The organism is Massilia sp. X63, from assembly GCF_041023745.1.
GTDB lineage: Bacteria > Pseudomonadota > Gammaproteobacteria > Burkholderiales > Burkholderiaceae_D > Telluria.
Map to the genome: position 1 here is coordinate 186,374 of NZ_JBFTEF010000005.1, position 12,898 is coordinate 199,271.

The window sequence follows — 12,898 nt, forward strand, 5'->3', positions numbered from 1 at the left end:
TTAGCGCAGCTTCAGGGTAGACAGGCCGACCAGGACCAGCACCATGGTCACGATCCAGAAGCGGACCACGACCTTGGTCTCCTTCCAGCCCTTTTGTTCGAAATGGTGGTGCAGCGGCGCCATCAGGAATACGCGCCGCCCGGCGCCGTAGCGCTTCTTGGTGTACTTGAACCAGGTGACCTGGATGATCACCGACAGGGTCTCGGCCACGAACACGCCGCCCATGATGAACAGGACGATTTCCTGGCGCACGATGACGGCGATGGTGCCGAGCGCGCCGCCCAGCGCCAGCGCGCCGACGTCGCCCATGAACATCTGGGCCGGATGCGCGTTGTACCAGAGGAAGGCCAGGCCCGCGCCCGCCATCGCGCCGCAGAAGATCAGGAGTTCGCCGGCGCCCGGGATGTAGGGAATGAACAGGTACTTCGAATAGGTCACGCTGCCGGTCAGATAGGCGAACAGGCCCAGGGCGCCGCCCACCATCACGGTCGGCATGATCGCCAGGCCGTCCAGGCCGTCGGTGAAGTTGACCGCGTTGGACGAACCCACGATGACGCAATAGGTCAGCGCGATGAAGCCCCACACGCCCAGCGGATAGCTGATCGACTTGAAGAACGGGACGATCAGGTCGGCCTTGGGCGGCAGGGTCATCGAGAAGCCCGATTGCACCCAGGCGTAGAACAGCTGCAGCACTTCCCAGGGATTGGCGGCCGAGACCGAGAACGCCAGGTACAGGGCCGAGGCGATGCCGATCAGCGACATCCAGAAGTATTTTTCGCGCGAACGCATGCCTTCCGGATCCTTGTAGACCACCTTGCGGTAGTCGTCGACCCAGCCGACCGCGCCGAAGCCCATGGTCACGACCAGCACCGGCCAGATCAGGCGGTTCGACAGGTCGCACCACAGCAGGGTCGAGATGCCGATCGAGATCAGGACCAGCACGCCGCCCATGGTCGGGGTGCCGTGCTTGGCCAGGTGGGTCTGCGGACCATAGGTGCGCACGGCCTGGCCGACCTTCATGGCGGTCAGCTTGCGGATCACGGCCGGGCCGCAGAGCAGGCCGATGGTGATCGCGGTGATGGTCGCAAAGACCGCGCGGAAGGTGATGTAGTTGAATACGCGCAGCGGACCGAGGTAGTCCTGGAAGTATTGGGCGAGCCAGAGAAGCATGTCAGTGGGCGTCTTTCTTGGTAGTTTGTCCGGTCAGGTGCTGGACCACGCGCTCCATCTTCATGAAGCGCGAGCCCTTCACCAGCACAGTCGTCTTGCTATTGCCGCCCAGTGTTTGATCCAGTGCTGCCAATAATTCGTCGAACTGCTCGTAATGCCGTGCTCCCGACGCGCTCATGAAGCGTGTGAGTTCGCCGGTGGCGAGCACGTGTTCGATGCCCCGCTGCTGGGCGTAGGCACCGACTTCTTCGTGAAACTCTTTTCCCTGCGTGCCGACTTCGCCCATGTCGCCCACCACCAGGATGCGGGGGGCCGGATAGGCGGCCAGCACGTCGATCGCGGCGCGCATCGAGTCGGGATTCGCGTTGTAGGTGTCGTCGATGACGGTCGCGCCATTCGCGGCCTGCTTGCGCTGCAGGCGGCCGCCGACCGGCGCAAAGCCTTCCAGGCCGCGCACGATGGCGTCCTGCGGGATGCCCGCGGCCAGGGTGGAAGCGATCGCCGCCAGCGCGTTGCGCACGTTGTGCTCGCCCGCCGCGGCCAGCTCGACAGTGAATTGCGCGCCGTTTGCCGTCACCGCCAGCGTGTTGCCGAATCCGGTCGACGTGTGGCTGGCGCGCACGTCGCAGGCCTCGCTCAGGCCGAAAGTCAGCACCGGGCACGACGCCATCCCGCGCCACAGCGCGGTGTACTCGTCGTCGCCCGGGAACACCGCCACGCCGTCGGCCGGCAGTGCCGCCAGTACCGAACCGTTCTCGCGCGCCACCGCTTCCACGGTGTGCATGAATTCCTGGTGCTCGCGCTGGGCGTTGTTCACCATCGCGACGGTGGGCGCGGCGATCGCTGCCAGGCGGGCGATTTCGCCAGGATGGTTCATGCCCATCTCGATCACGGCCGCGCGGTGCGTCGCGTCCAGGCGGAACAGGGTCAGCGGCACGCCGATTTCGTTGTTCAGGTTGCCCTGGGTGGCCAGGCGGGCATCCTCGCCGAAGGCCGCCGCCAGGATCGAGGCGATCATCTCCTTGACCGTGGTCTTGCCGTTCGAGCCGGTCACGCCGATCACGGGGATCGCGAAGTGGCTGCGCCAGAAGTGGGCGATGCGGCCCAGCGCAACCAGGGTATCCGGCACCACGATGGCAGGCAGCGTCCAGCCTTCCGGCAGCTGGTGAACGACGGCCGCGGCCACGCCGCGCCCGGCGACCTGTCCGAGGAAATCGTGGGCGTCGAAGGTCTCGCCTTTCAGCGCGACGAACAGCGCACCGTTCGGCGCCGTGCGGCTGTCGGTCGAGACCTGCTCGAAGGCGACGTCGCCGCCCACGAGCCGTGCGCCCGGGATCGCGGCGACCAGTTGTGCAAGCGTACCGCGCATCAATGGGTCCTCATCATGGTGAGCCGCGCGGTCAATGCCAGCGAAGCATGGTCGGCATCGGAAAACGGAATCTTCTTGCCCTTGATTTCCTGGTAGGGCTCATGGCCCTTCCCTGCCAGCAGGATCACGTCCTGCCTGCCAGCGTTCTTCACGGCCAGCAGGATCGCGTTGGCGCGGTCCTCGACCGTCTGGTGGGTCGACGCCGGATGGTCCGGGTCCATGCCCGCCACGATCTGGGCGATGATGCTCGTGGGGTCTTCGCTGCGCGGGTTGTCGCTGGTGACCAGGACGTGATCGGCCATCTGGGCGATGGCGCCCATCTGCGGGCGCTTGCCCGGATCGCGGTCGCCGCCGCAACCGAACACGCACCATAGCTGGCCGCCGCGTTCCTCGGCGACCTGGCGCAGGGCTTGCAGCGTCTTTTCCAGCGCATCGGGAGTGTGCGCGTAGTCGATCACGACCATCGGCGCATCCTGGCCGCCGATCTGCTGCATGCGGCCGGGGGCCGGCGCCAGCGCCTCGATGGCGTCCACGGCCGACTTGAGCGGCACGCCCTTGGCCAGCAGCGCGCCCAGCACCGCCAGCGCATTGCTGACGTTGAAGTGGCCGACCAGCCGGGTCTTCACGGTGGCGGTGCCGGCCGGGGTGTCGACCGCGAATTCGGTGCCCGCATGGCGGCTGCGCATGTGCGCGGCGCGCAGGATGCCCACGCCGTCGATGGCCGGCTGTTCGGCTTCGGCCTTGAGCGTGTAGCCGGTGACCGGCAGGGAGGCGAAATTCTTGCGCAGGTGCGCCACCAGGCGCTGGCCGGCCGGGTCGTCCAGGTTGACCACGGCCTGCTTCAGGCCGTCCCACTCGAACAGGCGGACCTTGGCGGCCTCGTAGTCTTCCATGCTGCCATGGAAGTCGAGGTGGTCGCGGGTCAGGTTGGTGAAGATGGCGACGTCGAAGTGCATGCCGGCGGCACGCTCCTGCACCAGGCCGATGGACGAGACTTCGATGGCCAGCGCGCTCGCCTGCTGCGCACGCAGCTCGCCGAGGGTCTGGGCCAGCAGCACCGCGTCCGGCGTGGTGTAGCCGGTGGCATCGAAACTCGGCTCGCCCTTGCCGCGCACGATGCCGACGCCCAGCGTGCCGATCACGGCGGCGGTCTCGCCAAGGCGCGCCAGCGCCTGTCCCAGCCACACCGCGCAGGAAGTCTTGCCGTTGGTGCCGGTGACGCCGACGGTGAACATGCCGGCGTCCGGCTGCTCCAATACGCCGTGCGCGATCGGGCCGGCGCTCTTCTTCAGGCCGGCCACGCCGAGGTGCGCCACCCCGACCGTGTCGTCCCAGTCGAAACCGTTTTCCTCGTACACGACGGCGGCGGCGCCGGCCGCCACCGCGGCGGCGATGTAGCTGCGCCCGTCGGCGCCTTCGCCCGGATAAGCGAAGAACACGTCTCCCTCGCGCACGCGGCGGGAGTCAGAAACGAGTCGGCCGCCTGGAGCGGCGGCGCGAATCCATTGGCCGATGTCGTTCAGGCTCATCGCCATCACAAGCTCTCCTCTACCGGTTCTGCCGGAATGATGATGTCGGTGATCGATGAGTCGGGCGGCACGTTGGCGGCCCGCAAGGCGTTGGCCGCCAGGTCCGCGGCGGTCGGCGCCGCGACGCTGCCGCCAGTGCGGAAGGCGCCGCGCGGGTTGTCGACCATGACCGCAATGATGAAACGGGGCTTGGACATCGGCGCGATGCCGACGAAGTAGCCGATGTTGTCGGTCCGCGAGTAGCGTCCGTTGACGATCTTTTCGGCGGTGCCGGTCTTGCCGCCGATGCGGTAGCCCGGCACCTGGGCCTTGGAGGCGGTGCCTTCCGGGCCGACCACGGATTCGAGCATGGTGCGCACCTGGGCCGCGGTCTTCGGCGAGATCACCTGCTGGCCGACCGGCTTCTCGTCCACCTTCAGGAAGGACAACGGGATGATGTCGCCGTTGCGGGCAAAGATCATGTAGGAGCGCGCCATCTGCAGCAGCGACACCGACAGGCCGTGGCCGAAGGCCATGTTGGCGTATTCGATCGGCTTCCACGATTTCCATGGACGCACGCGGCCGGCGGTGGCGCCCGGGAAGCCGAAGCGCGGCGCCTGGCCGTAGCCCAGCTTGGTGTACATCTCCCACATTTCCTGCTGCGGGATCATCTGCGAGATCTTGACCACGCCGATGTTCGAGGACTTCTGGATGATGCCGCCGACGTTGCGCACGCCGTAGTTGTGGGTGTCGCGGATGCGCTTGCCAGTCACCATGATGTAGCCGGGATTCAGGTCGAATACCGTGTCCGGGGTGATGCGCTTGGTCTCGAGGCCGAGCGCCACCGTCACCGGCTTGATCGTCGAGCCGGGTTCGAAGGTGTCGGTGATGACGCGGTTGCGCAGCTGCGCGCCGGTCAGCTTGGAGCGGTCGTTCGGGTTGTAGGTCGGGTAGTTGGCCATGGCCAGCACTTCGCCGGTCTCGACGTCGAGCACCACGGCGCCGCCGGCCTGGGCGTTGAACTTCTCGACCGCGTTCTTCACGCTGGTGAAGGCGATGTACTGCAGCTTGCTGTCGACCGACAGGGTCAGGTCCTTGCCCTCGTGCGGCTCGCGAAACATGCCCAGGTCCTCGGCGATGTGGCCGAGGCGGTCGCGGATCACGCGGCGGCTGCCCGGCACGCCCATCAGCGCCTTCTGGTGGAACAGCTCCATGCCTTCCTGGCCCTTGTCCTCGACGTTGGTGAATCCCACCAAGTGGGTCATCACTTCGCCCTGCGGGTAGTAGCGCTTGTATTCCTTGCGGGTGTCGATGCCCTCGATCTTGAGCTTCTCGATCTTCTCGACCGCGCCCATCTCGACCTGGCGCTTCAGGTAGACGTAGGTGCGCTTCGGATCGAGCTTGGCGCGCAGTTCGGCTTGTGGCATCTCGAGCAGGCGCGCCAGTTCGGCCAGCTTGTCGGCGGGCTCCTTGAGCACTTCCTTCGGGAAGGCGGCCACCGCCTTCACCGGCAGCGAAGACGCCAGCACCTGGCCGTGGCGGTCCATGATCTTGCCGCGCGCGGCCGGCAGTTCGACCACGCGCTCGTAGCGGCTCTTGCCCTGCTTCTGCAGGAACTGGGTCGACACGCCCTGCAGCCACAGTGCGCGCGCGCCCAGCGCCACGAAGGCCGAGAACAGGACGAACAGCACCAGGCGCGAACGCCAGTTCGGGACGTTCACGGCCAGCACCGGGCTTTTCGAGAAAGCCACGCCCTTGGAAGCGGCCACGCGCGCGGTGTTGCGACGTTCGGCACGGCTCATTTCGCCCCTTCCGTCAGGTATTGGGTACGGGCCGGGCTCAGGGGAGCCATGTTCAGGCTGGTGCGGGCGATCTGCTCGATGCGTTCGTTCTTGCCGAGCGTGGACTGGTCGAGCTGGAGCTGGGCCCAGTCGATCTCGAGCTGGCGCGCATGCTGGTTCAGGCGTTCGAGCTCGATCAGCAGGTGGCGCGACTGGTAGCGCGCGTTCACCACCGACAGGGCGCAGCCGACCACGGCGACCGTCAGCACGATGTTCAGCTTGACGCTCATCCCGCCCCTCCAAGGCGTTCGGCCACGCGCAGCACCGCCGAGCGGGCACGCGGATTGGCGCCGACTTCGGCGTCGGACGGCTTGATCTTGGAAATCAGTTTCATCAAGGGCTGCGGCAGGTCGACGGCACGGATCGGCAGCCGGCGATCCGGCTGCTCCACCTTGGCTTTCGATGCCAGGAACTGCTTGACCATGCGGTCTTCCAGCGAGTGGAAGCTGATCACGGACATGCGCGCCCCCGGCGCCAGCATCGCGTAGGCGGCGCTCAGACCTGCTTCAAGGTCTTCAAGCTCTTTATTGATGAAAATCCGGACAGCCTGAAAGGTCCGGGTTGCCGGATCCTTGCCTTTTTCCCGGGTTTTGACCGCGTCTGCCACGATTGCGGCAAGCTCTCGTGTGGTCGAAATTGGCTGGATTGCGCGGCGAGCAACAATCGCCTTTGCAATCTGGAAAGCAAACCGCTCTTCTCCATAATCTCTTATAACCTTTTCCAGTTGTTGTACCGACGCGGTGGCCAGCCATTCGGCCGCCGACATCCCGCGCGTGGTGTCCATGCGCATGTCGAGCGGGCCATCCTGGCGGAAACTGAATCCGCGCGATGCGTCGTCCACCTGGGGCGACGAAATACCAAGGTCCAGCAGGATGCCGTCCACCTGGCCGATGCCGCGCGCGGCCAGCGCGTCGAGCATCGTGGCAAAACTGTCGTGCACGATCGTGAAGCGCGGATCTTCCACGCTTTCCGCCGTCGCGATCGCCTGCGGATCCTTGTCGAATGCGATCAGGCGCCCCTGCGGGCCCAGTCGCGACAGGATCAGCCGGCTGTGACCGCCGCGGCCGAAGGTGCCATCTATATAGGTACCGTTGACGCGCTCGCCCACGAGTTCGAGCCCGTCCACTGCTTCGTCCAGCAGCACCGTACGATGCTGGTATTCAGGTACCGACGAACCGGGCACCGTCCATGTTTCCGTCATCGGCGCCTCAGAAGGAGAAATTGGAAAGGACATCGGGCATGCCGCCGGCCACGGCCTCGGCTTCGCTTTCGGCAAGCTTGGCGGCATCCCAGATTTCGAAATGGGTGCCCATGCCCAACATCATGACTTCTTTCTCCAAACCCACGGCGGCGCGCAGCTCGGGCGAAATCAGCACCCGGCCCGCGCTGTCCAACTCGACATCGCACGCGTTACCAAGGAAAATGCGCTGCCACGCACGGGCCGACATCGGCCAGGTGGCGATCTGCTCGCGGTGCTGTTCCCACACCGGACGGGGGAAGAACAGCAGGCAGCCGTGCGGATGCTTGGTCAGCGTCATCCGGCCCTCGCACTGGACCGCAAGGGCGTCACGATGCTTTGCCGGAATCGACATCCTTCCTTTTGCATCGAGGTTGATCGCTGACGCGCCCTGGAACACGTATTTACCTAGCTTGGAGAATTATCAATTTAGAATTTTTTGGCCGCTCGGGGTTCCGAAAATCCCCCACAAATCGACACTTTTTCACACTGTTTCCCACTTTATTGGAATCAATGTTGGTGGTCAAGCGAATTCACGTTTGGCAAATCTGAATTTGTCTAATGAAACCAAGGACTTAGCAGCGCCTATTGCGACAAGTTCAACATAAAATGTCTCGTAAATCAGTCACTTAGGAAACGCATTGAAGGTTGCACCTCAGTTGTAAAGACAATCTTTCTGTTTGATTAAGCTCACGTCTTGACGTGATATTTTTTCAAAGCAACGAAAGTTGCATTGCAGAATTGGGTGCGTGGGATTGGCGGTGCTCGGCTGGACGCGCTAGGATCAAGGCAAGGAAAAGACCCATCCTGCTCCACGGCCCGCTCGGCAGCATGGGGACCATTGGATGGGAGCGGGCCTGCCGGCAGAGGCTGGGTAAGTACCCACTTCTGCCACAAGGAGACAGCCGTGAGCATCACACTCGCCCGTACCTGCGCGGTCTACGACCTGATCGAAGTTCAGGAAGCGCTCGACCGCAGCCGCGGCCGCTCCCCGGAACTCGAAGCGTTCTACGAGCGCATGCTGGAAACCGGGGCCGACCGTTTCGTCACCAAGCCCTCGTCGATCGACGCCCTCGCCCCCCTGTTCGACGAATGCCCGAATTTCGAGGAAGTCCTGGACGACCTCGCCCGCTACCTGGCATTGGCGCATGCGGGCGACCGCGGCTTCAACGTGATGCCGATCCTGCTGCTTGGCGGGCCCGGCGTGGGCAAGACCCATTTCGCCCGGCGCCTGGCGCGGGTGATGCAGACCGAATGCGAACTGATCAGCATGAATGCGCTGTCGGCCGGTTTCGTGATCACCGGCAGTTCGGCCAGCTGGCGCGGCGCAAAATGCGGCAAGGTGGCCGAGCGCCTGGTGCGCGGCCAGTACGCCAATCCGCTGATCGTGCTGGACGAAGTGGAAAAGGCCACAGGTTCCTCGCAGTCCGATCCGCTGGCCGCCCTCTACCAGTTGCTCGAGCCGGAAACGGCCAGCGCCTTCCGCGACGAATTCATCGACGTCGAGATCGACGCCTCGCAGATCTTCTGGGTGTTGACCGCCAACTCCACCGAAGGCATTCCCCACCCGCTGCTCAACCGCATGGCGGTATACGAGGTGCCGACGCCGACCCTGGAGCAGGCGGCCGGAATCGCCCAGCGCATGTATGCCGGGCTGCTGGACGAACTGAATTTATCGGCCTTCGATCCGCGCCTGGGGGACGTGGTGCTGGACAAGCTGGCCGGCGTGTCGCCGCGCGACCTGCGCAAGACCCTGCTCGATGGCCTCGGCCATGCGGTGGCGGCCGGGCGCGAACGCGTGAACGCGGACGATATCCGGATCAAGCCGACGCCGGGCAAGGGGCGGATCGGGTTCTGAGTTCCGAGGCGCCTGGCGCCGCCGGCTAGCGGCGGGGACCGCCTCCGGGCGGTTCACCCTTGCACCAGCAAATGACGATCAGGAGCGCCGCGATCGCGAACACGTAGGCCAGGAAGATGCCCACGTTATACGGCAGGATCAGGAGCACGCCGACCGCCAGCAATACCCAGAAACCCAGGTAGACTACCCAGCCCTGCCAGGTTTGCGGAAAACCCCATCCCCATCCGTGTCCCGGCGGCTTGGCCGGGAACCAGTATTCCGGTTTCATCGTTTCGCGATCCCTCGTGTCATCCCGGGAAGCCGACATGGCGCTCCCCTTCCCGCAGCATGCAGATCATGCCAGCTGGGGCGAACCGACAAACTCTCGGATTGTCACGCGAGGCGCATCAGGACAGGCAGGCCGCCCGCCAGGTAGAGCGAGCAGCCCGAGCACGTAACGCGGGAAGCGGTAGCCCCTTAGCAGCAGGGCGAACAGGATGGCGAGCGGCAGCAGGCGGAACAGCACCTCGGCGCTTGCTCCGCCCATCAGCAGGATGAGCAGCTCGAAAGCGGCCGTGATCCCGAAAATCCACCCGATCCACGTCAACGCAGAATGCTTAACGCCCACCATATGTGTTCTCCTGTCGAATCAGCCCATGTTAGCAGGCACCGGCGCCTGCGCAAGCGCCGGCGCCGCGGCCGCACGCCGCGCGGCGGCGACATCGCAGGCCAGCTGACCGAGGAAGTAGCCGTTGCACAGGCCGAGCAGGCCGCATGCGGGCAGGAAGAAGGCCGGGCCGGCGGCCAGTTGCGGCTGCACGGCCTGCAGCACCGCCAGCGCATACTTGAGCACGAAGATCGCCAGCATCGCCGCCAGCGGCGTCCAGCTGCCGCGGATGCGCAGGGTGCCAGGTTTGCCGGCGGTGACGCGGCTGGCGCCGAAGCGCCAGCGCTGCAGGCCGATGGCGGCGGCGCCAAGCAGCCAGGCCGCCATGGCGGGCGAGCCGAGGCCGAAACGCGCGGCGATGGATTGCAGCGCCAGCACCAGCATGAGCACCGGGACGATCGTCATCCGGGTGACGGTGATCTCGCGGTCGCGCGCCGCGAGCACGCCGCGATAAAGCAGGAAGGCGAGGATCGCCCAGACATAGATGGGGGTGTTTGCGACGATGTGCTGCAGCATGGCGGGCTCCGTGGATATCGATGTACCCAGCTTAGCGACGCCGCCGCATGTGCTGTCGGGTTTGCGACGAACTGCTTTCCGGCGCCGCCAAATGCAGCAAAACGGCGCGAGTCGCGGGAGCCTCAGGCGGGAAACTCAGGGGAGCGTCGCAGGATTATCCAATGCCAGCACTCTGCCTCGAACTCTGCCTCGACAACTTTCCTAACCTCAATAAATGTTAAATTAAAACTTTCGGTTTTCTTTACAATTCGTGGCGAAGCCATTTCACATTCATCGTAAGCAATTGATTTATTGGAATTATTTATTATGGCCCGAAGTTTGCTTTATTGTTGCTGACGTCCTTCTAGCGGATATATACCAATACTGTTTTCTCAGGAGCTATTAATGAAATTAAATATTCTCAAACTTGCCCTTGGCACTGCCCTGTTGGCCGGCGCGTCTCCGGCGTTTGCCGCCTTGATCTATCAAACCGGAACCCAGCAGACCGGCACCGGGCTGGGCGCGGTGAGCACCCTGGTCACGGTACAAAACAACGGCCCGCGCAACACGATCGAATCCGGCTGCGTGAGCTTTACCGGGGGCGATCCGGCAAGTCCTGCTCAAACCTGCGTGTCGTCGACCGGCCTGGAAGGTGGCGACAATACCGGGGGCAACGCCGGCAACAGTACTTACTTGCTGAGCAATATCGCCGGCCTGGCGAACGCCGGCCAGCTCGGCTTTGTCGTCAACATCAGCGAACCCGGCAATGATCCGGGCGCGACCCTGACCGATCTGTATATGAGCCTGTACAGCCTGAACGGCACCCTGCTCAAAACCTTCTCGTACACCGGTGCGGACCTGCTCCTGAGCGGCAGCGGCGGCACCGGTCAGTCAGGCCAGCACCGCTTCGTGCTGGACGCTGCGCAAGCCGCCGAAGCGCTTGCTGCCTGCGGCAACCTGGCACAGTGCGTGGTCGGCGGCGGCATGCAGTTCGGCGCGAACTCGACCCAGGGCACGCCGGAAAAACTGTATGTCGGCGCCTTCGCGCGCCCGACCGAGAACCCCAGCCAGCCTGGCGGCACCGTACCGGAACCGGGCTCGATCGCGCTGCTGGGTCTGGGCGCAGCCATGTTCGGCGCCATGCGCCGTCGCCAGGCCACTACGAAGTAAGAGCAGGCAAGCGCGGTTCCGGCCATGCCGGTATCGCGCGCCCATCGCGCCCCGTCATTTCCGGGCGGCCGATTGCTTCAAGCGGCCGCCCAGCCTTTCGCGTGTTCCACCGCCCGGCCCCAGCGCGCCATCAGTTCGGCGCGGCGGTCCGCGTCCATCGCCGGTTCGAAACGCCGCTCGACCTGCCACTGGCGCGCGATCTCCTCCACGCTGTCCCAATAGCCCACCGCCAGTCCCGCCAGGTAGGCCGCGCCCAGCGCCGTGGTTTCCAGCACGCGCGGACGCAGCACCGGCACGCCGAGCAGGTCGGCCTGGAACTGCATCAAGAGGTCGTTGCGGGCGGCGCCGCCGTCGGCGCGGATCTCGGTGACGGCGCAGGCCGCGTCCTTCTGCATCGCCGCCAGCAGCTCGGCGCTCTGGTAGGCGATCGCCTCGACCGCGGCGCGGGCGATGTGGGCGCCGGTGGTCCCGCGCGTCATGCCGACGATGGTGCCGCGCGCGTAGGGATCCCAGTGCGGCGCGCCCATCCCCGTGAACGCCGGCACCAGCAGCACGCCGCCGCTGTCCGGCACGCTCAGGGCCAGGGCTTCCACGTCCGACGATTGCCGGATGATGCCGAGGCCGTCGCGCAGCCACTGGACGGTGGCGCCGGCCATGAACACGCTGCCCTCCAGCAGGTAATCGGTATGGCCGCCGACGCTCCAGCCAACGGTGGACAGCAGGCGGTTACGGGAGACCGGCGGCGTGGCGCCCGCGTTCATCAACATGAAGCAGCCGGTGCCGTAGGTATTCTTGACCAGGCCCTTGCGGTGGCAGGCCTGGCCGAAGGTCGCGGCCTGCTGGTCGCCGGCGATGCCGGCGATCGGCACCGCCGCGCCGAACCACTCGGCGGCCGCCAGCCCGACCACCTCGGCGCTGGCGACGACCTCCGGCAGCACCGCCGGCGGGATGCCGAACAGGGCCAGCAGCTCCTCGTCCCAGCGCAGGCTGTGGATATTGAAGAGCATCGTGCGCGCGGCATTGCCGACGTCGGTGACGTGGCGTCCGCACAGGCGGTACACCAGCCAGCTGTCGACCGTGCCGAAGGCCAGTTCGCCGCGTTCGGCGCGCGCGCGCGCGCCCGGCACCTGCTCGAGCAGCCATTGCAGCTTGGTAGCGGAAAAATAGGCGTCGAGTTCGAGCCCGGTGCGCTGCCCGATGGCGGGCGCCCTGCCCGCTTCGCGCAGGCGATCGCAGATGGCGGCGGTGCGCCGGTCCTGCCAGACGATGGCGCGGGCGACCGGCTCGCCGGTGGCGCGATCCCACAGCACGGTGGTTTCGCGCTGGTTGGCGATGCCGACGGCGGCGATCTGGCTGCCGTCGATGCCGGCCCGGCGCATGGCTTCGCGCGCGCAGGCGAGCTGGCTGTGCCAGATGTCGAGGGCGTCGTGCTCGACCCAGCCGGGCTGGGGGAAGTGCTGGGGATATTCGTGCTGGCTGATGGCGACCGGCAGGCCTGCCCGGTCGAACAGGATGGCGCGCGAGCTGGTGGTGCCCTGGTCGAGGGCAAGGATGTATTTCTGCATCGATGACTCCGCCAGGGTGCGGCCGGGGGACCGCTGAAT

At 65.6% G+C, this 12,898-nt stretch carries 13 protein-coding genes; 2 read left to right on the plus strand and 11 right to left on the minus strand.

Translation table 11 applies throughout. From position 1 onward, the window contains the following. Genes mraY through mraZ form a run of 7 tightly spaced genes read right to left on the minus strand, consistent with a single transcriptional unit; the run spans position 1 to position 7,525 of the window. Entirely contained in the window at positions 1-1,170 is a 1,170-nt protein-coding gene (gene mraY, locus AB3347_RS12205; RefSeq protein ID WP_369092075.1) for a phospho-N-acetylmuramoyl-pentapeptide-transferase, read from the minus strand. A gap of 1 nt (position 1,171) precedes the next feature. Next, positions 1,172-2,539 (minus strand): UDP-N-acetylmuramoyl-tripeptide--D-alanyl-D-alanine ligase, encoded by a 1,368-nt coding sequence (murF, locus tag AB3347_RS12210; RefSeq protein WP_369092076.1) that lies wholly within the window; start codon positions 2,537-2,539, stop codon positions 1,172-1,174. Beyond that, positions 2,539-4,074, minus strand: coding sequence for a UDP-N-acetylmuramoyl-L-alanyl-D-glutamate--2,6-diaminopimelate ligase (locus AB3347_RS12215; protein WP_369092077.1), 1,536 nt, complete (start codon positions 4,072-4,074; stop codon positions 2,539-2,541). Before AB3347_RS12215 ends, murF begins: the two co-directional genes overlap by 1 nt. Next, positions 4,074-5,849, minus strand: a complete 1,776-nt coding sequence (locus AB3347_RS12220; protein WP_369092078.1) for a peptidoglycan D,D-transpeptidase FtsI family protein — start codon at positions 5,847-5,849, stop codon at positions 4,074-4,076. Before AB3347_RS12220 ends, AB3347_RS12215 begins: the two co-directional genes overlap by 1 nt. Further along, positions 5,846-6,118 carry a cell division protein FtsL gene (gene ftsL, locus AB3347_RS12225; protein WP_369092079.1) on the minus strand — a complete coding sequence of 91 codons (273 nt, stop codon included), beginning with the start codon at positions 6,116-6,118 and terminating at the stop codon, positions 5,846-5,848. Before ftsL ends, AB3347_RS12220 begins: the two co-directional genes overlap by 4 nt. After that, complete coding sequence (gene rsmH, locus AB3347_RS12230) at positions 6,115-7,089, minus strand: 16S rRNA (cytosine(1402)-N(4))-methyltransferase RsmH (RefSeq protein WP_369092080.1); 975 nt, start codon at positions 7,087-7,089, stop codon at positions 6,115-6,117. Before rsmH ends, ftsL begins: the two co-directional genes overlap by 4 nt. A 7-nt stretch (positions 7,090-7,096) precedes the next feature. Next, complete coding sequence (gene mraZ, locus AB3347_RS12235) at positions 7,097-7,525, minus strand: division/cell wall cluster transcriptional repressor MraZ (RefSeq protein ID WP_369092081.1); 429 nt, start codon at positions 7,523-7,525, stop codon at positions 7,097-7,099. 507 nt (positions 7,526-8,032) lie between these two features. Here mraZ and AB3347_RS12240 point away from each other — a divergent pair. Next, positions 8,033-8,983 (plus strand): AAA family ATPase, encoded by a 951-nt coding sequence (locus AB3347_RS12240; RefSeq protein ID WP_369092082.1) that lies wholly within the window; start codon positions 8,033-8,035, stop codon positions 8,981-8,983. A 25-nt stretch (positions 8,984-9,008) separates the two neighbouring features. Here AB3347_RS12240 and AB3347_RS12245 read toward each other — a convergent pair whose 3' ends face one another. The 3 genes from AB3347_RS12245 to AB3347_RS12255 form a co-directional block, all read right to left on the minus strand. Next, positions 9,009-9,251, minus strand: a complete 243-nt coding sequence (locus AB3347_RS12245; RefSeq protein WP_369092083.1) for a hypothetical protein — start codon at positions 9,249-9,251, stop codon at positions 9,009-9,011. A 66-nt stretch (positions 9,252-9,317) separates the two neighbouring features. Next, on the minus strand, positions 9,318-9,593 hold the full coding sequence (locus AB3347_RS12250; RefSeq protein ID WP_369092084.1) for a hypothetical protein: 276 nt from the start codon (positions 9,591-9,593) through the stop codon (positions 9,318-9,320). A gap of 18 nt (positions 9,594-9,611) precedes the next feature. Continuing rightward, a complete protein-coding gene (locus AB3347_RS12255; protein WP_369092300.1) occupies positions 9,612-10,271 on the minus strand; it encodes a DUF6622 family protein in 660 nt (219 codons plus the stop codon). Between the two features lie 258 nt (positions 10,272-10,529). Between AB3347_RS12255 and AB3347_RS12260 the strand changes: the two genes are divergently transcribed. Next, a complete protein-coding gene (locus tag AB3347_RS12260; protein ID WP_369092085.1) occupies positions 10,530-11,294 on the plus strand; it encodes a PEP-CTERM sorting domain-containing protein in 765 nt (254 codons plus the stop codon). A 77-nt stretch (positions 11,295-11,371) separates the two neighbouring features. Here the strand turns inward: AB3347_RS12260 and glpK are convergent, their stop codons facing one another. After that, on the minus strand, positions 11,372-12,859 hold the full coding sequence (gene glpK, locus AB3347_RS12265) for a glycerol kinase GlpK (RefSeq protein WP_369092086.1): 1,488 nt from the start codon (positions 12,857-12,859) through the stop codon (positions 11,372-11,374). Positions 12,860-12,898 lie beyond the last annotated feature (39 nt).